Source organism: Corallococcus terminator (genome assembly GCF_049194865.1).
GTDB lineage: Bacteria > Myxococcota > Myxococcia > Myxococcales > Myxococcaceae > Myxococcus > Myxococcus terminator_A.
The window spans coordinates 22,482-48,042 of sequence record NZ_JBLZWL010000075.1 but is presented as its reverse complement, the minus strand read 5'-3'; the positions used below and the strand labels follow the sequence as shown (position 1 = coordinate 48,042).

Genomic DNA, 25,561 nt, shown 5'->3' with positions numbered 1-25,561 from the left:
GGTCTCAACCCTCTCCTTCACGAAGCAGCGACTCGGGGATGTCCACATGGCGCGAGCGAAGCCACTCCCCCAGCGCCTTGCCCTGCGGGTCGAAGCGCGTCGATGACGACACGCCCTCGCCCAGAATCCCGTCGACCACGAAGTTCACCCCTCGGAGCTGGGGGAAGTCGTGCCGTTCAATCGCGAAGGCCGCCGTCTCAGGCAGCAGCTCGCGCAGCTTCTCCGCCGTGAGGAAGTGCGCCAGCCAGCGCCAGGCCGCGTCCGTCCGCGCCCACACGCCGATGTTCGCCGTGCCACCCTTGTCACCACTGCGCGCCGCGACGATGCGCCCCAGCGGCGCCCGCCGAGTGGGACCCGAAGGCGGCGCCTCCGGCAACGCGGGCGTCCCGACCGGCTCCAGCTTCAGGGACTGCTCCGTAGGCGGGATGACCGTGCGCGCGCCATCCGGCAGCACCGCGACGTGCTCCACGCGCTTCGCGTCGACATAGGCCGGTGTGTAGACACCGTAAGGCGCGCCATCCGACGGCGGCGCCGTCATGGTGAAGCCAGGATAGGTGCCCAACGCCAGCTCGACGGCGGCGCCACTGAAGGAGCGGCCCACCAGCTTCTGGTCGGCGTCCTTCACCACGACACGCAGGAAGGCCGCGGCCTGCTCCTCCGTGGCGGCGTCCTCGCGGTCCGTGCGCACCAGCGTCCAGTGCGTCTCCTTCGGCTTGCGCGTGAGCGCCGCCTCCATCTGCCCTCGGATGAGCGCAGCCTTCTCCTCGATGTCGAGCCCCACGAGGATGAACGTCGCCTCGTTCTTGTAACCACCCAGGTGGTTGAGACAGACCTTCACGGTGGGCGGAGGCGGCTCGCCCTTCACCCCCGAGATGCGCACGCGGTCCTTGCCGTCCGCCGCCAGGGTGATGGAGTCGAACCGCGCCGTCGCGTCAGGCCCCGCGTACCGGGCCCCGGTGATTTCGTAGAGGAGCTGCGCGAGCACCGTGTCCACCGTCACCGCGCCGCCCGTGCCCGCGTGCTTGGAGATGACGGACGAGCCATCCGCGAACAGCTCCGCCAGCGGGAAGCCGGGCCGGCGGACATCCAGCTCCTTGAAGAAGGAGTAGTTGCCACCCGTCGCCTGCGTGCCGCACTCCAGGACGTGGCCCGCCACCATGGCGCCCGCGAGCTTGTCCCAGTCGTCCCGCTTCCAGCCGAAGTGCGCGGCGGCGGGGCCGACCACCAGCGAGGCGTCCGTCACCCGGCCGGTGACGACGACGTCCGCGCCCGCGCGCAGGCTCTCGGCGATGCCCCAGCCGCCCAGGTACGCATTCGCGGTGATGGGCGAGCCGAGGCCCAGCTCGTCCGCGCTGCCGGAGAGGTCATCCCCCTCCACGTGCGCGATGCGCGCCTTGAGGCCCAGCTTGTCGTTCAGCTCGCGCAGCGCCGTCGCGAGGCCGGACGGGTTCAACCCGCCCGCGTTCACGACGACCTTCACCTTCTTGTCCAACGCGAGCCCCAGGCACTGCTCCATCTGCCGGAGGAACGTCTTGGCGTAGCCGGTGGACGGGTCCTTCATCCTGTCCCGGCCGAGAATCAACATCGTCAGCTCGGCCAGGTAGTCGCCCGTGAGGACGTCCAACTGGCCGCCTTCGAGCATCTCCCGGACGGCCGAGAACCGGTCTCCATAGAAGCCCGAGGCATTGCCGATACGGAGGGGGGACTCGCTCATGCGCTCTCCACGTCCAGCCTGAATGCAGTCAGTCTGGGAGTGCCTTCCTAAAAAAGCAAGCGCGCTTGCTTTTTTCAGAGGTGCCTTCCAAGCTGCCTTCGTGAGCGACGCACCGCCCCCGGCCAGACAGGAACAGGAGCGCAGCCGAGTGACGCGGCAGCGCTTGATGGAGGCCGCCATCAGCGCCCTGTCCGAGCTGGGGTGGTCGGGCTCCACGATGACGGTCATCGCCGAGCGAGCGGGCGTGTCTCGCGGCGCGTGCCAGCACCACTTCCCCACACGAGGCGACCTGGTCGCGGCGGCGGTGGAGTACGTCGGACACCAGCAGGTGGAGGAGCTCAGTCGCCGAGCGGCCCGCCAACCCGCGGAAGCGCGGCGGACGGAGAGCATCCTGCACATGCTGGCGGGCTTCTACACCCAGCCCCTCTTCGCGGCGGTGGCGCAGCTCTGGGTGGCGGCGAGCGCGGACGCGGAGCTTCGCGCGCAGCTCCTGCCCGTGGAGGCGAAGGTGGGGCGGGAGGTCCACCGGCTCACGGTGGCGCTCCTGGGCGTCGACGACCGCGAGCCGGAGACGCGTGAATTGGTACAGGCGACGCTGGACCTCATCCGAGGCCTGGGGCTCGCCAACCTGCTGCGGGACGACAGCGCGCGCAGGAAGAAGATTCTCCACCGCTGGTCGCTCACGCTGGAGGACGCGCTGCGTTCCCGGCGGGGCCGGAAAGCGGGAGACTGACGCCGCGAGGCGACCACGGACACCACGGGCCCTCGCGCCACACACGGGCCACTTCGGGAGACGACATGGGTTACCGCTCTGTATTCGCACCGGGTTGTTTCAAGGGACAGAACATCGTCGTGACGGGAGGAGGCAGCGGAATCGGGCGCTGCACCGCGCACGAGCTGGCGGCGCTCGGCGCGCACGTCGTCCTGGTGGGCCGCAAGCTGGACAAGCTGGAGAAGGTCGCCGCGGAGCTGCGCGAGGACGGTGGCGAGTGCTCGCTGGAGACGGTGGACATCCGTGACGAGGAGGGCGTGAAGGCCACGGTGGGCCGCATCGTCGCGGCGCGCGGGCGCATCCACGGGCTGGTGAACAACGCGGGTGGGCAGTTCCCGTCACCGCTCGCGGCCATCTCCAAGAAGGGCTTCGAGGCGGTAGTCGCCACCAACCTCACGGGCGGCTTCCTGATGGCGCGCGAGGTCTATCTCCAGTCGATGAGCAACCACGGCGGGTCCATCGTCAACATGCTCGCGGACGCGTGGGGCGGGATGCCCGGGATGGGGCACTCGGGCGCGGCGCGCATGGGCATGCTCAACCTGACGCAGACGGCGGCGGTGGAGTGGGCGGCGACAGGCGTGCGAGTCAACGCCGTTGCGCCTGGCTGGGTGGCGTCCAGCGGTATGGACAGCTACCAGGACGAAGGCGTCAAGGCGCTCATCCCTCTGTTGAAGAAGGAAGTGCCATTGCAGCGGCTGGCCACGGAGGCGGAGGTGAGCGGCGCCATCGTGTTCCTGCTCACCGACGTGGCGGCGTTCATCACCGGCGAGGTCATCAAGATTGACGGTGGCGCGTCGTGCAACACCAAGATCTTCCCCCTGGAGGAGACCTCCGCGTCGAAGCCATACGAGGGCTTCCACCGCGCGGCGGCGCCTCGCATCCTGGCGGGCGACGAGAAGAAGTAGCGGCGGAGACGTCAGGGCATCCCACGGGGCGCTGACTTCACGCGGGGGGCCTCAAGCCTCCCTGCCTCCCCCCTCGGCGAGTCTCTTCTCCTTTTCCTGGCGTTCATGCCAGAACCCCGCGCATGAACTTCCATGTTGTCTTCCTGAGCCTGGTCCTGGTGCTCTCCACCGGCTGCGCGGGCTCCCGCGCGCTGTGTCCACGTGAAGGCGGGCGGCCCTGGTCTGAAGTCCAGAGCGAGCACTTCCGCATCCAGACGAACCTGACGCCCCAGTCGGCCACCGCGACGGCGCTCGAGCTGGAGAAGCTCCGTCGGGCCCTGCTGCTGGCGTGGGGGACGGACTTCAATCCTCCCGGCACCGTGGACGTCATCCTTCTGCGCAATGCCAATGAGCTCAAGGAGTTCATCGAAGGCAACTACGTGGGCTTCGTGGCGCCGACACAGCAGGGCACGCTGCTCGTGATGTCGGGCGAGGGCTATCTGCTGGACGACGGGCCCGAGCAGGAGCTGCAGACCCATGAGCTGGCGCACGAGCTGAGCCGACACGTGCTGCTGCGCCAGTCACGGTGGCTGGCGGAGGGGCTCGCCCAGTATCTGCAGACCACCCACGTCAAGGTCAGCACCCAGGAGGCCGTGCTCGGTCGGGCGAACAAGAACAGCCTGGCCTATGTGCGTCAGCACGGCTGGCTCGACGTCGATGAACTCTGGGCGTGGGACCAGAAGGAGTCGATGAGCGCGGCGGAGACCCAGCAGCACTACGCGTCCGCCTGGGTCTGGGTGCACTACCTCATCAACATGCACACCGAGCGCTTCGACGAGCTCCAGACCCGGCTGGCCCGCGCCGAGGACCCGCGCAGCGCGTGGGACATCGCCTTCAAGGATGCGGGGGACCTGCGGGGTGATTTGCGCACGTTTGTCTGGAGCGGGCGCTCCGCCATCCTCACCCTGCCCCTGCCCCCCGTGCCCCGGGACGTCACCGTGCGCGAGCTGGACTCCGCGGATGTCCACGCCCTGCGCGGGCGCATGCACCTGCATGGCATTGGCGCACGGCCCCAGGAAGAGCGCATCCAGAAGGCGCGCGCCGAGGTGGAGCAGGGCCTGAAGGAGGACCCGGTCAGCGTGAGCGTCGCCGTGCTCGCCGCGCAGCTCCATCAGAACCCTCCGGAGCACCTCGCCCGCGCCCGCACCCTGGTGCAGGCACACCCCGACGATGGTCGCGCCTGGGATTTGCTGGCGGAGCACCTGGACCCGAACGGCGAAAGCCAGCCGCTGGAGCAGGCCCGCCAGCGTGCCGCCGAGCTGCTGCCCAACGACTCGCGCATCCTCGCCAGCCTCGCCGCCCACTACCAGCAGACCCGACAGCCCGAGAAGGGACTCCCCGTGGCCCGTCGCGCGGTGGAACTCGCACCGGGAGACCCCTTCGCGCTGATGCTCCAGGCGGCGATGTCCTTCCAGTTGGACCGCTGCAAGGAGGCGCTCGGACTCCAGCGCCGCGCGCTGGACATGCTGCACGAGTCCACCCCGGACTCCTACCGCAAGCAGCTGCGCGAAAGGCTCCAGCTCTTTGAAGCGAAGTGCGGGGCCAACGCCTCCAGCGCTTCGCCCTGAGCGAGAGCCTCGGACAGCGAGGAGTGAAGCGGGCCCTCTGCTGGAAGGCCCGCCAGGTCCTCCTGTGACGTGGCCGGCAGCGGGAGTCGAGGAGTGCTGCAGACAAGACGCTCCCGACCTAGAGTAGGGCCATGGATATGCGGGACCTGCTCCGGCAGTCTTTTCCCAGCTATGGCTCTCACTGGGACGCCGCCATCGATGCGGGCGTGGACGTGTCCCTTCTGCTACAGAACCTCGAGCTCACTCCGACGGAGCGCATCGAGCAGTTACAGCGCATGACGGAGCTGTACGAAGCACTCCGCCCCAAGGATGTGAGCAGCGATGCAGCGGACTCCTGAGCTTTTGAGGCTGTTGCTCGATGCACAGGTTCAGTTCGTCATCATCCGCGCTGACTCCACCACTTCGTGAGTCTCGCGCAGGTGCTTCACGGCGTCTGACACGGGCGCCGCATGCGCTTCACGGTGAGCTTCGCATCTTCCCAGCGCACCTCGCCGGTCACCTCGCACCGCCAGCCCTCGGCCGAGCGCATCCGCCTGAATACCTGCCCGGTGATGGGGATGTATTCGTGGAACCCATCACACGAGGGCGTCCTGGCATTCCTCGCGATGGTGAGCGCGATGGAGAGCCACGCACTCCCACGGCCTGACTCGTTCTCGATGCCGTGGCGATCCCCTTCCAACACCATGAAGTAGAGCTCGTCCTCCGACAGCTCACTTCCATGGACACCGCCGTACAGGACCGTCGTGTTCCTGGATGACCCTGGCGGATAGCGCGGGTCATCCAGCCTCCACGGCAGCAGGCAGCTCGTGCTGTCCCGCTCCGGGTCCACCTTCAATGGCTTCGACAGCCTGCCCATGAAATACGGCTGCTCCCTGCTGTAGTACAGCCAGAGACACGACGGGCCCTCGCGTTCCGCGGGCTTCGCCTGGACGTAGTGGCACGCCTCGACCAACGCCTCCAGGTAGTCCTTGTAGGGACCAATCCCCAGCCCCGGAAACGTCTCCAGCAACGGGTCTCCCAGGACAGGACTCACCATGTCGGAGCCCATCGGCAGAGCCATCCCCATCAGCAGCGCGACGAGCCCCCACCTTCCAACCACCCACATGTGTCGGCACCTCTCGGACCTGCCCACATCCAGCGTGGACTCCTTCGACACGCCCGCCCGTGAGGCCGTTCCCGTCGCTCGAACTTGACCATTCGTCCAACAATCAGTATTTGAACGATCGTCCAATAACGCGTGGCCCGATGGGTCTCGCGAGGAGCACGGCATGGGGCGACCCAAGACTTTCGATGAGGACGCGGTGCTGGACCGCGCCATCGAGCAATTCTGGACGACCGGCTACCACGCCGTGTCAGTCCGAGATTTGGAGACGGGAACGGGCGTCCTGAAGGGCAGCCTGTATGCCGCCTTCGGGGACAAGCGCGCGCTATTCCTCGCCTCGCTGCGCCGCTACGCGGACCAGAGCACGGTGCAGATTCGAGAGCTGCTGTCCCATGGCGCCAATCCCCGCGCCGGCCTGGAGCACTACCTGCGCGTGCGCGGCAAGGGCTGCACGGGGCCGGGACGTACACGAGGCTGCCTGCTCGCCAACACCGCGGCGGAGGTCGCGCCGCATGACCCCGAGGTGCGTGCCGTGGTCGGACAATCCTTCGCGAAGCTCGCCGCCGCCCTGGAGCCCGCAATCGTTGAAGCCCAGGAGCAGGGACTCCTCAGTCGACGACATGACTCGCGGGAGCTGGCCGCGCACCTCGTCGTGCTCGTGCAAGGGATGAGCGTGGTGGGCAAGACGGAGCCTGACTCCGCGCTCGTCCGCTCCTCCCTGCGCTTCGCCCTGTCGCTGCTGGAGAACGACTCCCCGGAGAAATCCAGATGACGCTTCAACTGTCCCACTTCCTGGTCGACCCTCGTCCCGCCAATCGCTCGCTGTCCACGGGACTGCTCGTGCTGCGGGTCCTCACCGGCGGGCTCATGGCCCTGCATGGCGCGGGGAAGATGGTGATGCCCTTCACGTGGATGGGAGAAGGCGCGCCCGTGCCCGGCATGCTCCAGTTCCTCGGCGCCGCCGCCGAGTTCTTCGGCGGGCTGGCGTGGATGGTGGGAGTCGCGACACCGCTGGCCGCGCTGGGCGTCGCCGTGACGATGCTCGTGGGAATCGCCATCGCGCACATTCCCATGGGCGACCCGTTCATCCGGCTCAGCGTGATGGGAGTCACCACCGGCCCGGGCGAGTCGTTCGGTGGGCTGCCCACCTGGCTCGTCCGCGCGGGGGGACGTAGCGCGGGAGGCTCGGGCTCCTCGGAGCTGGCGACGCTGTACATCGCCGTGTCCGTGCTGCTGCTCACCGCGGGGCCCGGGCGCTTCTCGCTCGATGCGCTGCTGTCGCGAAAGCTCGCCGCTCGCGCCACCGCATGAACCCCGCAGCAGGGGACGCTGCGGGCTCCGCGCATTGGACGTGGGTACAAGCCCAATGACTCACAGCCGCTAAGGTCCCCGAGCCACATGCGACCGCCGTGCGATGCACCGTTACGGTGTCTCCACCTTCAACTCCGAGGTGGACATGCGCACACGACAATCCTGGCTGTGGCTCACGACGTTCTTCCTGGTCTCCAGCACCCTCTCGGCTTGTGGCACCGACAACGCCCCCATGCCTTCACCCGAGTCCTCGCTGGAGTCCAGCGAGGCGCCGCTGCTCGGCACGGTGGTGTGTCCGCTCGGGACGACGACCATCTCCTTCTCTCCGCCCCTCACCAACACCCCCCAGGCCACGACCGTCTCGGGCGTCGGCAGCCTCACCAACTGCATCAGCCTGCTGACCAGCCCCGTGACGTCCGGCACCACGAACTTCCCCGCCGCGCTCCGACCGAGCCTCGCCTGCGATGATCTGCTCGGCATCCGCGGAGGCACGGTGAACGTCGTCTGGAACACGGGTGAGACGTCTCAGCTCTCGCTCACCCAGGTCGTCATCAGCGGAGGTTCTTCCGTCAAGGAGACAGCCCAGATTGGCACGGTCGTCTCCGGCAAGTACGCGGGAGCCACCGCCGTGCGCACCCTGACCTTCGTCACCGCCGACCTGGAGAATGCCTGCGCCTCCCCCGAAGGGCTTCCTCAATACACGGCCCTCCAGACGCTGGCGCTGACCCTCATCCCCTGACTTTCGGACGGCACACCGGCTCCGGGGTCCACATGCGTCCCCGGAGCCCTCGACGCTGAACTTTAGCGGGGCGCCGCCCCCGCATCCGTCCACCAGGAGGGAACCGGCTGGAGCGGCTTGCCCCACGTCGTATCCCCGACGGGGATACCCGCGTCCGGGGCTTCAGGAGCCGTGCCCGCATCGGGCTCCGTGCCCGCATCCGGCGTGGACCCGCCCGGAACCAACGTCTCCGGCTCTCCATCGAAGCGACGCCGGAGGATGCGCCCATCCATGCCGATGGCGTACGCACCGCCACCATCCAGCATGCGCGGCTCCGCACCGCACGCCGTGGGGTTCGCGGAGATGCTCACGAAGAACACGTCCCCCTGCCGGAGCACGCGATACAGGTACGACTCCTGCCGGTTCCAGCACGAGCGCTCACGCGACTCCAACGGCAGGAAGTCATTGGCGGCAATCGAGAGCGCGCCGAGCATCGCGCCATCCAGCACATAGGGTTGTCCCTCCGCGCCCAGGGAGATGGCGTCCTGTCCCAGCGCCTCCGGAAACTGGATGGACGGGTCCTCCGGAAGATTCGCGGTGCGGGCCCCCGCATGCCGCACACAGCTCGACAGCAGCATCAGCAATGGAAGGAGCAGATGTTTCATGGCGTCTTGCTCCCCTCGCACGGCGAGCTTCCCTTCTGGACCGAGAACGTTCGTGTATCAGCATCCGACCAGCGCACCGAGCCCGTCTGCTCGCACTGCCAGCTCGACCCACCGCGCGTCCACTTCAACAACTGACCGGTCAGCGGGATGTACTGGTGGAAGCCGTCACACGACGGCTCCGACGCGTTTCGAGAGAAGAAGGCGACGATGGAGAGCCGCAAGCGACCATCCTTCGTCTCGCTCTCGAAGCCATGGGAGAGCCCCTCCGAGACGATGAACCGGATGTCGTTCTCCGTCAGGCTGCTGCCATAGGGATGGTTGTGCAGGGCGTAGATGTATCGGATGGCGTCGGGCGGATAGCGAGGATCATCCACCCTGGAGGGGAGCAGACAGCTCTTGCTCCGCTGCAACGGGTCGACTCGCGACTGGTCCGTCAGCTTGCTCACGACGTACTGCTGGTCCGGCGTGTAATACATCCAGGCGCAGTACTCACTGGAGACACGCCACCTCACGTCGAAGTCCTGGTGGTCCCGAGCCCCCGCGCTCGAGTTCGGCTTCGTGAGGATCTTCCGACAGGCCGCGAGCAGGGCACTCGAGGGCGAGCTGAACGGCCCCAGCATCGGCCCCGGGAGCTTGTCCAGGAACGGCGCACCCGGCGCGGGCCGCACGATGTCGGGGTCGGCGACCTGGGCCGACGAGCACCCGCCCATCAGCAGCGAACAGGCCAGGGCCATCCCAAACCCTTGAACTTTCAGCGACATCTTCCACAGCCTCCAGGTGCTGCCCACGATGTCTGAGCAGTTTAGGAGGGACTACACCTACATTCAAGACAAAGCCGACAATCCATGAATAATCGGAAACTGCGGGAGGGCGTCGAGGTGGCCCTTTCCGATGGGAGCGGCCACGGGCTCCGGGAGGCACTCCCCCGGAGCCCGCGTCACATCACCTGACGCTCAGTCGCACTCGTGCGTATGCGTGTGCGCGGTGGCCTTGGGGCTCCAGCCCTCGTTGCCGTCCTTCTCGAAGAAGAACTTCGCGCGCTGCCGCTGCCGCGTCCCCACCTCGTTCAGCGTGGCCGCGTCGAACAGCCGCCCGTTCACCATGGTGAAGCGCACCGCGCGGCTGTTCATCAGGTCTTCCAGCGGGTTCTTGTCCAACACGATGAGGTCCGCCAGCTTCCCCTCCTCCAGCGAGCCAATCTCTCCATCCATGCCCAGGTAGCGCGCGCCACCGAGCGTCCCCGCGCGCAGCGCCTGCAGCGGCTTCATCCCGCCCTGGCCGAACATCGACAGCTCCCAGTGCGCCGCCAGGCCTTCGCGCTGCCCATGCGCGCCCAGCTGCACATTCACTCCGGCATCATTCAGCTCGCGCGCCGTCCTCGCCGCGTCGAAATGGTTCAGCTCGTCGTCCGGCACCATCGTCCGCCGACGGCTGCGCGAGTCCACCACCCGGCGAGGCACGAAGGACAACAGCCGCTCGTCCTGCCAGACGTTCGTCTTCTGATACCAGTAGTTCTCGCCCCAGTTGCCGCCGTACGCCACGCCCAGCGTCGGCGTGTAGCCCGTGCCGCTCTTGCCCCAGAGCTGCTTCACGTCCGCGTAGATGCGCGCCACCGGAATCGCGTGCTCCACGCCCGTGTGCCCATCCACCACCATCGACAGGTTGTGCTGGAGCAGCGAGCCACCCTCCGGCACCACCAGCATGTTCAACTCCCTCGCCGCCTGGAGCACCTTCTGCCGCTGGTCCCTGCGCGGCTGGTTGTAGCTCTTCACGCTGAAGGCCCCCATCGCCTTCATCCGCCGCAGGTGCGAGCGCGCATCGTCCAGCGTGTCAATCGGCGCGCGGTACCCCACGCCCGCCGCGCCATACAGAATCGTCCCCGTGGAGAAGATGCGCGGAGACAACAGCGCTCCCGCGCGGCCCAGCTCGCTCGCCGCGAACACCTCCTCCGACGAGTTCGACGGGTCGTGCAGCGTCGTCACTCCGAACGCCAGCGACGCCGCCTGAACCCAGCTCTGCTCCGGCATCAGCCCTTCCACGCCCATGGCCCCGTGCCAGTGCACATCCACCAGGCCCGGCATCAGCGTCTTGCCCTTCACGTCCACGACCTTCGCCCCCGCCGGCACCTGCACCTTGCCCACCGGCCCCACCGCGATGATGCGGTTGCCCCGCACCACCACCACGCCCTGCTCCAGGACTTCGTCACCCTTCATCGTGATGACCCGACCGCCCACCAGCGCCACCGTGCCCTCCGGCGCGTCCGCCTTCACCTGGAACGACAGGTCCACGCCCTTCTCCGGCACCGCCGGCAGCTTCTCCGGCGCACCCTCCACGAAGGAGAACGACTGATTCAGCGCCCGCGTGAACAGCTCCGGCCCCAGCGCCCAGTGCAGGCTCTTGCTGTCTCCGGACCAGTGCAGGTACTCGCCCGCGTCGCGGCTCACCTTCGCCACCGGCAGCGCCTTCGCCTCGGGGCCCACCGTCGCCGCCTTCGCTCCCTTCGGGAAGGGCGTGATGAAGGCGTTGAAGTTCTCCCGGAACGCCACCCACCGCTCGTCGGGTGACACGCGCAGCTCCGTCGCCTCTCCGCTCGACAGGTGCGAGCGCTCCTCGCCCCCATCCAGGCCCACGCTCTTCAAGGAGCGCACGTCCTCCTTCTCCTTGTGCTCCACATGCAGGAAGTACACGCGGTCCGAGCGCGCTCCGAAGTGCGGCTGCTCACCGTCGCGCACCAACCTGCGCGGCGTGCCTCCCGACGCGGACTGCACGAAGAGGCCCGTCTCCCGGCTCCACTGCCCCGGCATCAGGTAGCCATCCCCCGTCGCGCGGTACACCAGCGACTTGCCATCCGGGCTCAGCGCGGGCTCCACGTAGTAGCCCGGCTTCGACGTCAGCACCTTGCCCTCGCCGCCCGTCGCGGACACCACGCGGATGGCGCCCAGCTTCTCGTCGTCCCACGTCGTGTAGACGATGGAGCGCCCGTCACGCGAGAACGACGGGTAGAACTCCAGGTGGTCCTCCTGCTTCGTCAGCCGCTTCGGCGCGCCACCCGGCAGCTCCTTCACGTAGAGCTTGCCCAGCGACTGGTACACCACGCGGTCGCCCTTCGGTGACACCTGCACCCAGCGCAGCATCTTCGTGGAGAAGCGCTCCGGCGCCACCACCTGCGGCGAGCGCACCGCCTCGAAAATCGTCCGCGTGCCCTTCACGTGGAAGGGGATGGGCGTCACCTGCTTCGTCGCCACGTCGATGCGCTGGAGCTTGCCACCCGCCCAGAAGACCAGCGCCTTGTCGTCCCGCGTCCACGCCAGCGTCGGATACACGCCGTGGATGGCCCACGTCTCCTGCATGTCCCTGTCCAGCCCGTCGTACAGCGGGCGCTCCGCGCCAGAGGCCACGTCCGTGACGTAGAGCACCGACTTCGTACGCACCCGGCGGATGAACGCGAGCTGCTTGCCATCCCGCGACGGCGTCGGACGGATGGAGCCACCCGGACCGGTGACGAAGGGGTCTATCTCCTTCGTCTCCACATCCAACCGCTGGATGGCATAAATCTCGCCGTTGGGGTCCTTGTTGTATTCGAACGTCTTGCCCGGCGTGACGTCCTGGCTGAAGTAGACGTAGCGGCCGTCGGGAGAGAAGGCCGGCTCGCCCAGGTCCTTCTGCTCGTTGGCGCGCTCGGTGAGCTGCACGCCCTCTCCACCGGAGCGGTGATACATCCACACCTCACCCGCGCCCAAGGAGCGCCGCGAGGTGAAGTGCTTGCGCGCGAGCAGGAACTGCCCGTCCGGACTCCACGCGGGGCTGTTGAGCAGGCGGAACTTCTCCTGCGTCACCGCCTTCGCATCCGAGCCATCCCGCTTCATCACCCAGAGGTTGTCGCCGCCACCCCTGTCACTGGTGAAGGCGATGGACTTGCCGTCCGGACTGAAGCGCGGCTGCATGTCCCACGCGACACCGGAGGTCAGCGCGCGCGCCTCGCCTCCCGCCAGCGGCAACACGTAGATGTCGCCCAAGAGGTCGAAGACGAGCTCGTCTCCGCTGGGGCTCACATCCACGTTCATCCACGTCCCCTCGGTGACGTCGATGTCCACCTGCTTCGCGGGGAACCCCGGAGCGTCCACCTTCCAGGCGTCCTTCTCCTTGTCCTCCTTGGCGCCGGCCTCGGCGGACGGGGCGTTGGGGTCCACCTCCACGGCGCGGCCGGCTTCGCGCGCGGCCTCGTCCTTCTTCTGGGGAGCAGGCAGCGGGTCCTGCCGAGCGGCGGGAGGAGTCGCCGCGGGCTGCGCGGCGAAGAGCGCGCCCGGTACCAGCAGGGCGACGCAGAGAGCGGAAGTCAGTCGTTTCACCGGAGGTCCTCGTGATGGGGGACTGCGCGAGACACGGCCGTGCGGGGCGGGGCGACACTACCCGGCCCGGGGACGACAGGCTCGGCGCGCGTGAACAGGGGACCAGGCAGGCCTCTTCCTGAGCGGCCGACAAAGGCTCGACGCGAAACGTCACGCGCCATCCGGACCTGATTCTGTTATCCGCTCCTCATGTCGGACTTCACCCTTCCTGAAGACAAGGCCGGGCGGTTGGAACGCTGCGCCCTGTTCTATTCGGACATCGTCCCCCACAACCACGCCCTGGGCCTCAAGCTCCTGGACATCGGCGACGCCGAGGCCACCGTCGAGCTGCCCTACGCGGACTTCCTCGTCGGCAACCCGGAGACGGGCGTCATCGCTGGCGGCGCCGTCACCACGCTCATCGACGCGGCCTGCGGCTCCGCCGTCATCCTCAAGCTGGGTCGCATCCAGCCGCTCGTCACGTTGGACCTGCGCATCGACTACCTGCGCCCCGCCCGCCCCCACGTCCCCCTCATCGCCGTGGCCGAGTGCTACCGCAGCACGCGCCAGGTCGCCTTCGTCCGCGCGCTCGTGCACCAGGGTGACAAAAGCAACCCGGTGGCCTCCGCCCAGGGCACCTTCATGCGGCTGGAGGAATGACATGAGCGACACCAAGTCCCCCTCCGCCCTCGCCGAGTTGGTGCACCAGGTGCGCAAGACGCGCGACTACGGCCGGCTCACCGACGCCATCCCCTACACGCGCTTCATGGGCATCGGCGTGGAGAACCTAGCCGGAGAGATGCTCTGCCGGATGCGCTACACGCCCAAGCTCATCGGCAACAGCTTCATCCCCGCGCTGCACGGCGGCACGCTGGGCGCGCTCCTGGAGTCCTCCGCCATCTTCGAGCTGCTGCTCCAGACGGAGACGCCGCGCGTGCCCAAGGTCATCTCCCTCACCGTGGACTTCCTGCGCTCGGGCAAGGCGCAGGACACCTTCTCGCGCGCCTTCATCACCCGCCAGGGTCGTCGCGTGGCCAACGTCCGCGTCGAGGCCTGGCAGGACGACCGCACCCGCCCCATCGCCAGCGCCCACGCGCTGTTCCTGCTCGCGGAGCCCTGACCCCGACAGCAGGGAGGCCCACCCCGGGGACGGAGCCCCTGTCCGCTCCCCTGGTGTTCCCTGGCCACGGGTGCTTCGCCATCGCCACCTTGCCACCGGGATGTCCACATCCGGGAGGCTGGCGATGATGCGATGGAACCGTTGGATGCTGGTGGGCGCGCTCGTGCTGGGCAGCGCCGCGGGCGCGCAAGAACCCCAGGACTCGAAGAAGTCCGACACGCCGACGACGCAGAACGGCACCGACGACAGTCAGGGCATGATTCGCATGGGCGAGGCGGACGCCATCGACCAGGCCGAGGACATCCAGAAGGACCCGAGCGCCTGGCCCGGCACGGGCGGCTCTGGCTCTCCCGATGCACAGGCCGCGAAGTGGATGAAGGACGGCCTGCTGCCCATCCCCACCGATGAGAAGGCCTTCCTGGAGGAGCTGCACCACGCCAACCAGATGGAGGTGCAGATGGGGAAGCTGGCGCAGAAGAACGGCACCTCCCAGGCCGTGAAGGACTTCGGCGCCCGCATGGAGCGCGAGCACGGCAAGGCGGATGAGAACCTGCTCGCGTACGCGAAGACGAAGCAGCTCCAGCTCGGCGAGCCGAAGGCGGACTCATCGCTCGCCAAGACGATGCAGACCGCGGAGCACGCGACGATGGAGAAGCTCCAGGCGCTCCAGGGCCCCGCTTTCGACCGCGCGTACCTGGCCGCCATGGTGGGAGACCACGACGTGGACATCGCCAAGGTGATGGCCGGGCAACAGCAGTTCGTCGACAACACCGCGCTGAAGGCGATGCTCGACAACCTGCTGCCCCAGCTCCAGCAACACCGTCAGAGCGCGTATCGGATGCTGGGTCAGGAGACACCGCGACAGGCTCGACAGGCTCCGCGCGGCGGGCGCTGAGCTCCCCAGGCGCGTCCGGGGTGAACGCACCCGCGTTCCCCCGCTACGCGCGCAAGCCCTGGGGCGCAGGGCATCGGGCGGACAAGGGCTGTGGGCACGGTGGGTGCAAACTCCGGCCCCTCTCCCCGTTTCATTCCGGAGCCCTGGCCCCATGTCGGAAACCTCGCGTCCCAACATCCTCCTGCTGACGGTGGATCAGCTCATGTTCCCCCGGTTCGCCTACGGCCCCGAGGGTGGGTTCCTGCCGGGCATCAAGGACATCCTCGGCTTCATCGACGAGGGCGGGGACGACAATCCCTACCAGAAGTTCTTCCCCGGCTTCACCGCGCTGCGGAAGAACGCCGCTGTCTTCCGCAACCACACCATCGCGACTTCGGCCTGCATCCCCAGCCGCGCCGCCATCTACACGGGCCAGTACGGCACGCGCACCGGCGTCACGCAGACGGATGGCCTGTTCAAGAGCGGCGACGCCGCGGCGTTCCCCTGGCTCGCGCCCGACGGGATTCCCACCATCGGCCACTGGTTCCAGAAGGCCGGCTACCACACGCACTACTTCGGCAAGTGGCACGTCAGCAATCCACCGGACCACTCGCTGAAGCAGTACGGCTTCGATGACTGGGAGCTGTCCTATCCGGAGCCGCACGGCTCCTCCGTCAACAACCTGGGCACCTTCCGCGACATGGGCTTCGCGGACCTCGCCTGCACCTTCCTGCGCAGGATGGCGTTGGGTCAGCCCTACAACCGCGCGCTCGCCCAGCAGTCCTATTCGGCCCCGCTCGCCGACGGGCCCTCCACCGAGCCCCAGCCGTGGCTCGCCGTCGCGTCCTTCACCAACCCCCACGACATCGCGACGTACCCCATCCTGCCCCGGCAGTTGGATTCCGAGTCGCGCCCGCTGGGTCCGCTGCACGTGCCGACCCAGACAGCGCGCTCCGTGACTCCCGTCGCGGGCAGCCTCTCCATCCTCCTCAACCCCCAGGACTTTCCGCAGGAGAACGCGCACCTGCCGCCCAACGTGCACGACTCGCTCGTCAACAAGCCGAGCTGCCAGCGCGACTACGCGTACAAGATGGGCCTGGCGCTCGCGGCCAAGACGGGGCTCGTCCTGCATCAGGCGAACGAGAACATCGACGCCGTCACCGTCACCCTCAACTCGGGCATCCCCTTCCAGCTCACGGCCGCTCCGGACGTGTCCACGCTGCGCTTCGTCCAGTACTACACGTGGCTCATCCACGTGGTGGACGCGCACATCGCCCAGGTGCTGCGGACGCTGGACGAGAGCGGCCTGCGCGAGAGCACCCTCGTGATGTTCCTCTCCGACCACGGCGAGTATGCCGGCGCGCACGGCTACCTGATGGAGAAGTGGCACACGGCCTATCAGGAGGCGCTGCACGTGCCCCTCGTCGTCCAGTTCCCCCCGAAGAAGGACGTCGCGCCGACGACGCGGCAGATTGAAGCGCTCAGCAGCCACGTGGACGTGCTGCCCACGCTGCTGGGGCTCGCGGGCATCGAAGGCGTGGCGCTCGACGCGATTCGCACGGACTTGCGCCTCCATCGCCCGGTGCCTCCCTTCGTCGGCGCGGACCTGAGCCCGCTGGCGCGCGGAGAGACCACCACCGTGACAGAGCCCGACGGCACGCCTCGCGCCGGAGTGCTCTTCATCACCGACGACGAGATTACGGAGACGCTGCCGCGCACCGGCGACCCGCATCAGGCGCACGATGATGCGCTGTTCTCCGTGTTCTCGCGCGCCGTCGACGCCCTGCGCGAAGGCACCACGAAGGCCGGGAAGGTGCCGGAGTTGAGGCCCGGCGCGGTGTGCCAGCCGAACCACGTCCGGTGCGTGCGCACGCCGCGCTGGAAGCTGGCGAGGACATGGGACCCGTCGGGCGAGCACGCCGACCAGTGGGAGCTCTACGACCTCCAGAACGACGCGCTCGAGCTGGAGAACCTGCTCGTGTTCGACGGGGCGTTCCCCACGGTCATCCCGACGCTGCCCAAGGGACTCAGCCAAGAAGAGGTCGAGACCGCCGCGCGCGAGACGCACGCCCTGCTCGGGAAGTACGAGACGGAGAAGCTGTCTCCCTGGCCCGCGTAGTCGCGAGGAGGGTCAGGGGCTCGTGACGGACACGGTGTAGAGGCCCTGCTTCCCATCCTGGGTCCATACCAGCAGGTGGGTGGCGCCGACGGAGAGCGGGGTGAGCAGCAACCCGTTCTTCTCGGTCCGGACTTCAACGAGGTCCGTGCGCCCGATGGCGATGCGCGCGAGGCCCGGCAGCTCCAGCTTGCGTACCTCCCCGAGCAGCATCGGGAAGAACACGTTGCCACTGGCCTTCCGCGCGGACTCCACCTCCGCCAGGAAGGCCTCGCTCGCCGCCGGGACGGGTTCCGGCTGGAGCCACACCCACGCTCCCGCTCCCGCCACGCCCAGGAGCACCACCAGCGCGAGCGCCATGACACTCCCGCGCATGGAGGAGGGGCCGGAGAGCGCCTGGAGGAGGGCATCCATCGAAGGGTGGCGTTCTTCCGGGTCGCTCGCGAGCCCTCGCGTCAGCGCGGCCCGTACGTGCGCTGGCAACCTGGGCGGCTTCCCGCCGCGAGCGTCGACGGCGGTCCGCTTCGACAGCCTGGCGGGACGTTCGCCATGGAGGGCTTCGTACAGCGCGACACAGAAGCTGTACTGGTCACTTCGCGCGTCCACGGTCCGGCCCTGGCGCTGCTCGGGCGACATGTACGCGGGCGTGCCCGGCGTGGTGCCTTCTCGCGTGAGCGCGGTCTGCTCCAGGTCCGTCGCGAGCGGCTGCGTCGTCGTGGACACCTCGATGGCGGCGCGTGAATCACTGTCTTCGCGTCGCCACCGACGGGCGAGACCGAAGTCCGTCACACGAGGACGTCCGTCCCTGCCCACCAGCACGTTGGCTGGCTTGAAGTCGCGGTGGACCAGCCCCTGTTGATGCGCGGCGGCCAGCCCCGCTCCGGCCGCGAGGAACATCTTCAGCACGTCGCGCCAGGGATGTTCCCGCTCGCGCAACCATCCCGCGAGCGTCGCTCCCTCCACCCACTCCATCGCCAGGTAGTCCCGTCCGTCCGCCGAGCCCAGCTCGAAGATGGGGAGCACGTTGGGATGGGACAGGCGCGCCATCGCCTGCGCCTCTCGCGACAGGCGCACCCGACTCTCATCCTCGTCGCGCTCGCGGAGGGGACGCAGCAGCTTCACCGCGACCCTCCGCTCCAACCTCGGGTCCTCCGCCGCGTACACCACGCCCATGCCCCCCACGCCCAGCAGCTCGCGCAGGACATAGGGCCCCAGTCGCGTCCCCGCGAGCAGCAGCTCTCCCGCGAGGCCTGACTTCTCCCCTTCCGTGGGCAGCCCCTCCGAGTCCAGCCACGTGGGCTCCTGGGACACCCCGCCTGGATTGGGCGCGGAGGCTTCGGCCGCCACCGCCGCGACCAGGGCCCTGCAGTCCTCGCAGACGTCCAGGTGCGCGGCCATCCCCGGCATATCCGCTGGAGGCAACACGCCACTGGCGAAGCCAGCGAGCGCGTTCTCGTCGGGACACGCCGGAGTGGGCCGCGGACTCATGGACGTGGGTTGTATCACCCGCCTCGCGGCCTAATTCGCCTTGGCCACGCCGTCCGTCACCACGACGGAGTACTCCAGTCGCTCGCCATTGCGCTTCCACACCAGCAGCTTCGTGGTGCCCGCCGCCTTGCCGGTGACTTCAAGCTGTCCCTTGCCCAGCGTCTTCACCTCCGCCGTCTCGACGTTCCCCAGCGCCACCCGAGTCAGGTCCTTCAGGTCCAGCACGCGCTGCTCGCCCGGCTTGAGTTCGATGCGCTCCTCCGCCGCCGCGCTCGTGCCCACCAGCGCCAGCGCCATCAGCGTGAGTCCCACCAGTCCGTTCCGCATGAGGTGTGTCCCTTCCTTGGGTGTGTCGAGGCGCGTTCGCCCCGCCTTCATTCCGGTGACACCGCCCACCGCGACGTGTTGCACGCGGACCGCGAAAAAAGTGGGAACGGCCCCTGGGCCTATCCGGGTTCGGGTTCGCCGCGCAGCAATCCCGACAGGCTCAGGTCGAGCTGGCTTCGCACCGCGTGCATCAGGCTATGCAGCTCGCCCGACGACAACCGGAGGCGCTCCGCGAGCCGCTCTCGCACACCCACCAGCACCGTCTGCCTCGCATTCGACACCCAGCGAGACACCGTGGACTTGTGCGCCCGGTACATGACGCCGATGGACTCCAGGCTCACCCCGTCCACGACGTGCAACCGCAGCACGGTGCGCTCCCGGGGAGACAGGCTCGCCAGCGCTCCCGACAGGGCTTCACGGAAGTCCTCCTGGTGCCGTCGACGGAGGTAGTCCAGTTCGAGGTCGTCTCCCGCCTCGCCGACCCGCTCGAACATCGACCCGTCCGCGTCCTCCTCCGCCCGAGCACGCCGGCCCTCCGCGCGCTGGAGGTTGAGCGCCGTCCGCACCGCCGCCGCGCGCAACCATGCGGCCAGCGGCCCCCCACCCTGGTACTCCGCGATTCTCGGCTCGCCGCCATCCTTGGAGGGGACCAGGAGTCGCTGGCGCAGTTGCTGGAGCACCTCCTTCGCGTCCACGCCACCACCCCGCACCCGGGAGATGGCGCGGGCCACCTTGGGGAACAGGTGCCGCTCCAGGGCCGCGTGCGCCGAGGGAAGGCCTCGCTCGCAGGCGCAGGCGAGATAGAGGTCCGCCACGGGCACGGCGGCGAGCGCGTCCTCGGGCTCCCCGCTCGGCACGAGCCGCTGAGCGACATGGCGCAGGAAGTCCTCTTCCGGAAGCACCACCTCCGGCCACGCGCGGCGCCCGGCGAACACCCACGACTCCAGCAGCGCCTCCAACCCAGGCATGTCCGCGAAGCACCGCGCAGCGGGCCGCAGATGCTGGACGAAGAGGTGCGAGCGGCTCCGCTGCTTCGACATGCACACCTCGGCATCAACCACCGCCGATACACGGCGGGCTTTCATTGTTACAGCGGCGGGCTCCTTTTCTACAGGCTCTCCCTTACGTCGCGAGGCTGGGTGCGCGTGTCATTCCACCCTGGAGTCTCCGGAGGATGCTCGCTCGAAGACGGGCTTTCGCGCCATGAGCCAGTGTCTTCGGTGGGCAGTGGACCGTTCTCGCGTGCGAGCAAGCCACGGCATGTCCCCTGCTTTCCCTCGCGGGGCATCCGTTCCGGAGGACAGGACGATGAGCGAGCGCGCACAAGCCCAGTTGAGAGCGTTGAAGGAAGCCGCGCAGTTGTTGTTCGTCCAGGGACGGTACGCGGAATGCGCGGAGGTGCATTCGCGCATCCTCCGCATGGTGCCCAAGGACCCGAACGCGCGCGTGCGTCACGCGGAAATCTGTCGTCGCGCGGGGGACAGGCAGACCGCCATCGCGTCGTATCGCACGGCGGCGGAGCTGTTGCTCGCACAGGGCTGTGAGGCTCGGGCCCGCGCTTCTCTTCGCGCGGCGCTGGAGTTGGATCCGAAGGACCCGGTGCTCCTCTCGGACTTCACGCGCATGGGCCAGGCGTCACAGCCACCCTCGACGGCACTGGAGGACGAGCGGCTCTACAGTCACGTCACGGTGAGCGAGGCGCAGGTGGCTCCTCGCACGGAAGCTCGCGTGAAGACGCCGCCTCCGCCACCTCCGCAGTTCGTGCTGCGCGCCGCGGAGGAGACGCGTGCACCCGGGCCGCTTCCTTCGGCTCCGGCCATTGCTCCGGTGAAGGTGAAGCCACCGGGGCCCGCGACCCAGGCGCCCTCCGCGCCATCGATGCCGAGCTCGTTTCCGCCTCGCGGTGCTGTCGCGGCACGCCAGGTGGAAGCACCGCGTGAAGTGTCCCTGCCCGTGGTGAAGGGGACGCTGGTCCCGGAGCAGACCCACGCGGCTCCACGGCCGAGTGTGCCCGTGGCTCCTTCCAAGGCGCCGCACACGCCCGCGACCTTGTCTCCCGCCCTGGCACTGCACGCCACGGCGAGCGCGGGGGCACCCGCTCCTCACGAGAAGCCCAAGGTGGAGGTGAGCGCGAGTCTCTGGTCCACGGGGGCCCCCGTGACGGTGACTCCCGTGACGACCTATCGGCCCGAGCTTCGGTGGCTGAACCCCAACACCGTGGCCCTGAGGGCCTCGCCCCAATCTCACTGGGTCATCATCCGCGCGGACGGACCCTTGTCCTTGAGTCGCATGGAGGCCCTGCCCATCCCCGCTCGCGACGTGTCCTCGCCAGCACCCGTGGCCTCCATCGAGGACGGCTCACTGCTCATCGCGCACTGACGAACGCGGGCCGCCATCATCCAGGTCGGGGACAACGGGTCCGCGTGTCTCGTGGACCCCGCGCTCGCCCTCGCATCGGAGCCGAGATGCCCGCCGCGCTCCGTGACGAGGGCTTCGAGCGCTCTCACCTGACGCGCTCTCTGTTCCATTATCTGGCGAGGGGCGCCACCGAGGCCCACGACGACACCGTCTCCGGTGAGCGTGTGGCCGAGCACCTTTACTCACCGTCGAGCAACGCCGTCTGAAAAAGCACACGCCGCGGCACGTGGGCCCGCGCATCCTCGCCGACACGTGCCTGGCGGAGCGCCTCCACACAACGGAGGCGCCTCCCACCTTCAATCCAGGACTCGCGCCGCGCGCGGACTACATCGGCACGGACTTCTTCGGGTCGAAGCGCTTCTTCTCGTACGTCACGGGAGGCTGTGCGGCCTTCTCCTGCTCCGTCGTCTTCGCCGGCTCCGGCTCGCGGCTCTCCAACACCGGGGCCTCCGCCTTCTCCTCCGGCATCTGCGCCTTCACCGGCGCCTCGCAGTGCCCACCCTTGCGGTTGGGATGGCAGTGCCGAATCCCATACACGTGGTGACAACCGCACGCGTCGACGCGCTTCTTCGCGCAGATCGACGGATTGAACACCGGCCCCGCCAACGAATCCGCCGGCACCGCCTGCAACGCAACCGCCAGGAACATCCCACCGAGGAAACCCATCGCCCACCCCCTGCCTGGATAGGAGATGGATGGGCCTGGAGCCGGAATGCGGCAAGTCCTTCGCCGATCCAATTCCCGCGCTTCGCACGCGAGCCGACTTTCGGTCGACCGTCCGGGTGCGCGCGCCAGGCCTCGGGGCCACCACGAGGATGAGGCGCCGACGTCGAGACGGCAACAGCACCCCCCTCCGTCCTCGTCCCCAGGTCCGGGGCGACCACCACCCACGCACCGCGTCGAGACCTTGCGCCCACCCTCGTTCTCCGAGGGAAAACCTCGGAAATTCGCTCGCTTTCCCGCCCGCTCTCCCAGCATCCTCGAAACCTCGGGCGGACCCGGGCGCCAGAGTCAGCTTCTTTCGGACGCTCCCGTCCCTCGCGCGTGTTCACCCCTGTCCAGGGGCGTCAGGGGAGGCAAGGCCATGAGCTGGAAGCAGCGTTTGGAAAAGACCGCCGAAGGCCACTACGTCCTTCCGAAGACCAAGAGCATGAAGGTCGACGCGGACCTGTTCCTGTCCGACAAGCTCCTGTGGGGCGAGGGCCCCGAGCTCCCCGGCCTGGAGGACGCCGTTTTCGATCAGGTGGTCAACGCCGCGTCCTTCCCCGGCGTCACCCGCGTCGCCGTCACCCCCGACTGTCACGTGGGCTACGGCGTCCCCATCGGCACCGTGGTGGAGACGGACGGCATCCTCCTCCCCACCGCCGCCGGCTACGACATCGGCTGCGGCATGGTGCAGCTCCAGACGTCCCTCAACGCCGAGGACGTGGCGGACCCCGCGAAGCGCCGCCAATGGATTGAGCAAGTGACTCGCCGCATCGCCGTGGGCGTGGGCGCCAGTCGCGTGCAGGCGCAGCGCAAGGTGTCCGACCGGGCCTTCGCGGAGGTCGTCCGCCACGGCGCCAAGGCCCTGGGCCGAGGCTCCGCCGTCACCGAGCGCGACTTCATCCCCGTGGAGGACGACCGGGTGGACATCCCCGAGCGGGCCTACGAGAAGCGCGGCCAGCTGGGCAGCCTGGGCGGCGGCAACCACTTCACCGAGATGCAGGTGGATGAAGAGGGCCGCGTCTGGGTGATGCTCCACACCGGCAGCCGGGGCTTCGGGTGGAACATCGCCAAGACGTTCTTCGTCAAGGGGGCCGCCCAGCTGGGCCTGAAGAGCCGCAGCGAGGACTTCGTCTGGCTCGACGCCGACAGCCCGATGGGCCGCGAGTACTGGAACCTGCACAACATGGCGGCCAACTTCGCCGTGGCCAACCGGCTCATCATCGGTGAGGCCGTGTGCGCCGCGCTCGAGGACGTCTTCGGCGGCACCGCCAGCGTCTATTACGAGATTTCCCACAACCTCATCCAGAAGGAGGCCGGGAAGTTCGTCGCCCGCAAGGGCGCCACGCGCGCGTTCCCCGCGGGCCACCCCGCGCTCAAGCGCACCACGTGGGAGGACACCGGCCACCCCATCCTGATTCCGGGCTCCATGGAGACCGGCAGCGCCATCCTCTTCGCCGAAGAGGGCGCGTCCAAGTCCATCTACTCGGTGAACCACGGCTCCGGCCGGCGCCTGTCCCGGGGCGAGGCCCGGCGCGTGCTGCGGCAGGACGTCACCGACGCGCGCATGGCGGAGTCCGGCATCATCCTCAACACCCGCCAGACGCCGCTCGACGAGTCCGGCCCCTGCTACAAGAACCTGGACGACGTGCTGGAGACGGTGGAGATGGCGGGGCTCGCCCGCGTCGCCCGGCGCCTCAAGCCCGTCGCCTGCATCAAGGGCGCGGATTGACCCACCCGCGAGTGTCCCGTGGACTTCCCGGGGAGCCTGCTACAGTGGCGCCCCTCTGGAGTCCCAAGAATGACCTCGCCGCCCCCTGCCGCCCGCGTCCCCCCGTCGGGCCCCCGTGAGGCCGAGCTGGCTCGCGCCGAGAGCGAGCTGTCCGCCCAGGAGGCCCGCCTCGCGGAGCAGGTGACGCGGGCCCTCGCCGACACCGCCGCGCTCACCTCCCGACTCGACGGAGTGCGCGCCGCGCTGGCCCGGGCCCACCAGGAGCCGGACGCCGATCCGCAGGTGGGCGAGCAGGCGGCCAGGCTCCAGGCCGCCCGCGTGTCCTCGCTGGACGTGGAGGCCGCGCGCGCGAAGGCGTTGGAGGCCCGCGAGAAGGCGCTGGAAGCACGCAAGCGGATGGGGACGGAGGTGCAGGCCGCGCTGCGCATCCAGCAGGAGCAGACCGCGCAGGTGGCTCGCGCGGTGGCGGACGCGGAGGCCGCGCTGAAGCAGCAGGTGGAGTCCTCCGCGGCCAGGACGCGGGCCCGCCAGGAAGCCGCCGCTCGCGCGCGTCAGGCGGAGCTGGCCCAGGCCGCCGCCACGGCCCAGACGCGGGGACAACCGCTTCCCGCTCCCGCATCGGCTCCGATGAGGGCCTCGGACAGCGCGGAGGCCCGGCGCAACGGGCGGGTGCGGATGCACACGTCCATCGACATGCGCAGCGACTCCAACTTCTTCACCGGCTTCTCGATGGACATCAGCGAGGGCGGTGTCTTCATCGCCACGGTGGACGCGGTGCCGCGCGGCACGCAGGTGGAGCTGGACTTCACGCTGCCGGGCGGCCGTCCCATGAAGGTGACGGGCGTGGTGCGCTGGGTGCGCGAGGCCAATCCCCGCATGCCGGACCTGATGCCGGGCGTGGGCGTGCAGTTCACCGGGCTGCCGCACGAGGTGGCCTCCGTCATCTCCTCGTTCGTCACCACGAGAGACCCCATGTTCTACCCAGACTGAGGCAGGCACATGCTTCGTCGGTTAGTCGACCCAACCCCGCGCCCGGTTGTCCATGAGCGGCGCTGGCGGAATCAAAAGACAGACATCCGGCCCGGGCTTCGGGCATGGTGGCTTGCGGACTCCAAGTCCCGACAGGAGAACTCCACGGTATGAGCGCGCCCACTCGAAGTCCCACCGCCAACTCCTCCCGCCCTCCGCGCTGGGACTCCGGCCGCCGCGTCGAGTCCGACTCCGGAGAGGACTCCACCAACGAGGTGAGCACCGACGTGGCGCCGCCCGGCGTGGACAAGGTCAACCTGGCCCAGAAGCTGGCCCTCTTCTCCGAGCACTGGTCTCCGAAGGTCGTCGGTGAGCTGAACGGCCAGCACGTCCGGCTGGCGAAGTTCCTGGGCCCCTTCACCTGGCACCACCACGAGAATGAGGACGAGCTGTTCCTGGTCCTCCACGGCCGGCTGCGCATGGAGATGCGCGATCGCACCGTGGAAGTGGAGCCCGGAGAGCTCATCATCGTCCCCCGAGGCGTGGAGCACCGGCCCGTCGCGGAGGAGGAGGTCCATGTCCTCCTCTTCGAGCCGGCCACCACCCTCAACACCGGCAACGTCCGCGAGGAGCGCACGGCCGAGACAATGGAGCGTCTTTAATCCAGTCCGCCGTGCGCGGGCTTCGTAC

General features: G+C 68.7%; 25 protein-coding genes. 16 read left to right on the top strand and 9 right to left on the bottom strand.

Annotated features, from left to right (window positions below):
* Window positions 1-4: 4 nt before the first annotated feature.
* On the bottom strand, window positions 5-1,714 hold the full coding sequence (locus tag ACN469_RS23995) for an acyclic terpene utilization AtuA family protein (protein WP_498771097.1): 1,710 nt from the start codon (window positions 1,712-1,714) through the stop codon (window positions 5-7).
* A 148-nt stretch (window positions 1,715-1,862) separates the two neighbouring features.
* Between ACN469_RS23995 and ACN469_RS23990 the strand changes: the two genes are divergently transcribed.
* The 4 genes from ACN469_RS23990 to ACN469_RS23975 all read left to right on the top strand — a co-directional run bounded on the left by ACN469_RS23990 (window position 1,863) and on the right by ACN469_RS23975 (window position 5,336).
* Window positions 1,863-2,447 (top strand): TetR/AcrR family transcriptional regulator, encoded by a 585-nt coding sequence (locus ACN469_RS23990; RefSeq protein ID WP_498771095.1) that lies wholly within the window; start codon window positions 1,863-1,865, stop codon window positions 2,445-2,447.
* Window positions 2,448-2,512: 65 nt separating this feature from the next.
* The gene (locus ACN469_RS23985) at window positions 2,513-3,391 is read left to right on the top strand and encodes an SDR family oxidoreductase (RefSeq protein WP_174477432.1); all 879 of its coding nucleotides are present in this window, start codon (window positions 2,513-2,515) and stop codon (window positions 3,389-3,391) included.
* A gap of 122 nt (window positions 3,392-3,513) precedes the next feature.
* Window positions 3,514-4,998, top strand: a complete 1,485-nt coding sequence (locus ACN469_RS23980) for a DUF1570 domain-containing protein (protein ID WP_498771092.1) — start codon at window positions 3,514-3,516, stop codon at window positions 4,996-4,998.
* A gap of 131 nt (window positions 4,999-5,129) precedes the next feature.
* Window positions 5,130-5,336 (top strand): hypothetical protein, encoded by a 207-nt coding sequence (locus ACN469_RS23975; protein ID WP_498771090.1) that lies wholly within the window; start codon window positions 5,130-5,132, stop codon window positions 5,334-5,336.
* Window positions 5,337-5,422: 86 nt separating this feature from the next.
* Here the strand turns inward: ACN469_RS23975 and ACN469_RS23970 are convergent, their stop codons facing one another.
* Entirely contained in the window at window positions 5,423-6,103 is a 681-nt protein-coding gene (locus tag ACN469_RS23970; protein ID WP_498771088.1) for a hypothetical protein, read from the bottom strand.
* A 163-nt stretch (window positions 6,104-6,266) separates the two neighbouring features.
* Between ACN469_RS23970 and ACN469_RS23965 the strand changes: the two genes are divergently transcribed.
* The 3 genes from ACN469_RS23965 to ACN469_RS23955 all read left to right on the top strand — a co-directional run bounded on the left by ACN469_RS23965 (window position 6,267) and on the right by ACN469_RS23955 (window position 8,150).
* The gene (locus tag ACN469_RS23965) at window positions 6,267-6,872 is read left to right on the top strand and encodes a TetR/AcrR family transcriptional regulator (RefSeq protein ID WP_498771086.1); all 606 of its coding nucleotides are present in this window, start codon (window positions 6,267-6,269) and stop codon (window positions 6,870-6,872) included.
* Window positions 6,869-7,411: a DoxX family protein gene (locus ACN469_RS23960; protein WP_498771084.1), complete on the top strand. Its 543-nt coding sequence runs from the start codon at window positions 6,869-6,871 to the stop codon at window positions 7,409-7,411. Before ACN469_RS23965 ends, ACN469_RS23960 begins: the two co-directional genes overlap by 4 nt.
* A 145-nt stretch (window positions 7,412-7,556) precedes the next feature.
* The gene (locus tag ACN469_RS23955) at window positions 7,557-8,150 is read left to right on the top strand and encodes a hypothetical protein (RefSeq protein ID WP_498771082.1); all 594 of its coding nucleotides are present in this window, start codon (window positions 7,557-7,559) and stop codon (window positions 8,148-8,150) included.
* A gap of 62 nt (window positions 8,151-8,212) precedes the next feature.
* Here the strand turns inward: ACN469_RS23955 and ACN469_RS23950 are convergent, their stop codons facing one another.
* The 3 genes from ACN469_RS23950 to ACN469_RS23940 all read right to left on the bottom strand — a co-directional run bounded on the left by ACN469_RS23950 (window position 8,213) and on the right by ACN469_RS23940 (window position 13,143).
* The gene (locus ACN469_RS23950; RefSeq protein WP_498771080.1) at window positions 8,213-8,794 is read right to left on the bottom strand and encodes a hypothetical protein; all 582 of its coding nucleotides are present in this window, start codon (window positions 8,792-8,794) and stop codon (window positions 8,213-8,215) included.
* Window positions 8,791-9,555, bottom strand: a complete 765-nt coding sequence (locus ACN469_RS23945; RefSeq protein ID WP_498771078.1) for a hypothetical protein — start codon at window positions 9,553-9,555, stop codon at window positions 8,791-8,793. Before ACN469_RS23945 ends, ACN469_RS23950 begins: the two co-directional genes overlap by 4 nt.
* A gap of 192 nt (window positions 9,556-9,747) precedes the next feature.
* Window positions 9,748-13,143: an amidohydrolase family protein gene (locus ACN469_RS23940; protein WP_498771076.1), complete on the bottom strand. Its 3,396-nt coding sequence runs from the start codon at window positions 13,141-13,143 to the stop codon at window positions 9,748-9,750.
* A 189-nt stretch (window positions 13,144-13,332) separates the two neighbouring features.
* Here ACN469_RS23940 and ACN469_RS23935 point away from each other — a divergent pair, with 189 nt between their 5' ends.
* The 4 genes from ACN469_RS23935 (at window position 13,333) to ACN469_RS23920 (ending at window position 17,235) form a co-directional block, all read left to right on the top strand.
* Window positions 13,333-13,782 carry a PaaI family thioesterase gene (locus ACN469_RS23935; protein WP_498771074.1) on the top strand — a complete coding sequence of 150 codons (450 nt, stop codon included), beginning with the start codon at window positions 13,333-13,335 and terminating at the stop codon, window positions 13,780-13,782.
* A 1-nt stretch (window position 13,783) separates the two neighbouring features.
* Entirely contained in the window at window positions 13,784-14,242 is a 459-nt protein-coding gene (locus ACN469_RS23930) for a PaaI family thioesterase (protein WP_498771072.1), read from the top strand.
* Between the two features lie 124 nt (window positions 14,243-14,366).
* Window positions 14,367-15,137 carry a DUF4142 domain-containing protein gene (locus ACN469_RS23925; protein WP_498771071.1) on the top strand — a complete coding sequence of 257 codons (771 nt, stop codon included), beginning with the start codon at window positions 14,367-14,369 and terminating at the stop codon, window positions 15,135-15,137.
* A gap of 151 nt (window positions 15,138-15,288) precedes the next feature.
* Entirely contained in the window at window positions 15,289-17,235 is a 1,947-nt protein-coding gene (locus ACN469_RS23920) for a sulfatase-like hydrolase/transferase (RefSeq protein WP_498771069.1), read from the top strand.
* Between the two features lie 12 nt (window positions 17,236-17,247).
* Here ACN469_RS23920 and ACN469_RS23915 read toward each other — a convergent pair whose 3' ends face one another.
* The 3 genes from ACN469_RS23915 to ACN469_RS23905 form a co-directional block, all read right to left on the bottom strand.
* Window positions 17,248-18,720 (bottom strand): protein kinase domain-containing protein, encoded by a 1,473-nt coding sequence (locus ACN469_RS23915; protein WP_498771067.1) that lies wholly within the window; start codon window positions 18,718-18,720, stop codon window positions 17,248-17,250.
* Window positions 18,721-18,750: 30 nt separating this feature from the next.
* Window positions 18,751-19,047 (bottom strand): pilus assembly protein N-terminal domain-containing protein, encoded by a 297-nt coding sequence (locus ACN469_RS23910; protein ID WP_498771065.1) that lies wholly within the window; start codon window positions 19,045-19,047, stop codon window positions 18,751-18,753.
* 119 nt (window positions 19,048-19,166) lie between these two features.
* The gene (locus ACN469_RS23905) at window positions 19,167-20,087 is read right to left on the bottom strand and encodes a sigma-70 family RNA polymerase sigma factor (RefSeq protein WP_498771063.1); all 921 of its coding nucleotides are present in this window, start codon (window positions 20,085-20,087) and stop codon (window positions 19,167-19,169) included.
* Between the two features lie 268 nt (window positions 20,088-20,355).
* Here ACN469_RS23905 and ACN469_RS23900 point away from each other — a divergent pair, with 268 nt between their 5' ends.
* Complete coding sequence (locus ACN469_RS23900; protein WP_498771061.1) at window positions 20,356-21,426, top strand: tetratricopeptide repeat protein; 1,071 nt, start codon at window positions 20,356-20,358, stop codon at window positions 21,424-21,426.
* 86 nt (window positions 21,427-21,512) lie between these two features.
* Window positions 21,513-21,671 carry a hypothetical protein gene (locus tag ACN469_RS23895; RefSeq protein ID WP_498771060.1) on the top strand — a complete coding sequence of 53 codons (159 nt, stop codon included), beginning with the start codon at window positions 21,513-21,515 and terminating at the stop codon, window positions 21,669-21,671.
* 118 nt (window positions 21,672-21,789) lie between these two features.
* Here the strand turns inward: ACN469_RS23895 and ACN469_RS23890 are convergent, their stop codons facing one another.
* A complete protein-coding gene (locus ACN469_RS23890; protein ID WP_498771059.1) occupies window positions 21,790-22,131 on the bottom strand; it encodes a hypothetical protein in 342 nt (113 codons plus the stop codon).
* Between the two features lie 418 nt (window positions 22,132-22,549).
* Here ACN469_RS23890 and ACN469_RS23885 point away from each other — a divergent pair, with 418 nt between their 5' ends.
* The 3 genes from ACN469_RS23885 (at window position 22,550) to ACN469_RS23875 (ending at window position 25,533) form a co-directional block, all read left to right on the top strand.
* Window positions 22,550-23,902, top strand: a complete 1,353-nt coding sequence (locus ACN469_RS23885) for an RtcB family protein (RefSeq protein ID WP_498771058.1) — start codon at window positions 22,550-22,552, stop codon at window positions 23,900-23,902.
* Window positions 23,903-23,971: 69 nt separating this feature from the next.
* Complete coding sequence (locus ACN469_RS23880; RefSeq protein WP_498771057.1) at window positions 23,972-24,892, top strand: TIGR02266 family protein; 921 nt, start codon at window positions 23,972-23,974, stop codon at window positions 24,890-24,892.
* Between the two features lie 149 nt (window positions 24,893-25,041).
* Window positions 25,042-25,533, top strand: a complete 492-nt coding sequence (locus ACN469_RS23875; protein WP_498771056.1) for a cupin domain-containing protein — start codon at window positions 25,042-25,044, stop codon at window positions 25,531-25,533.
* The last annotated feature ends 28 nt before the right edge of the window (window positions 25,534-25,561 follow it).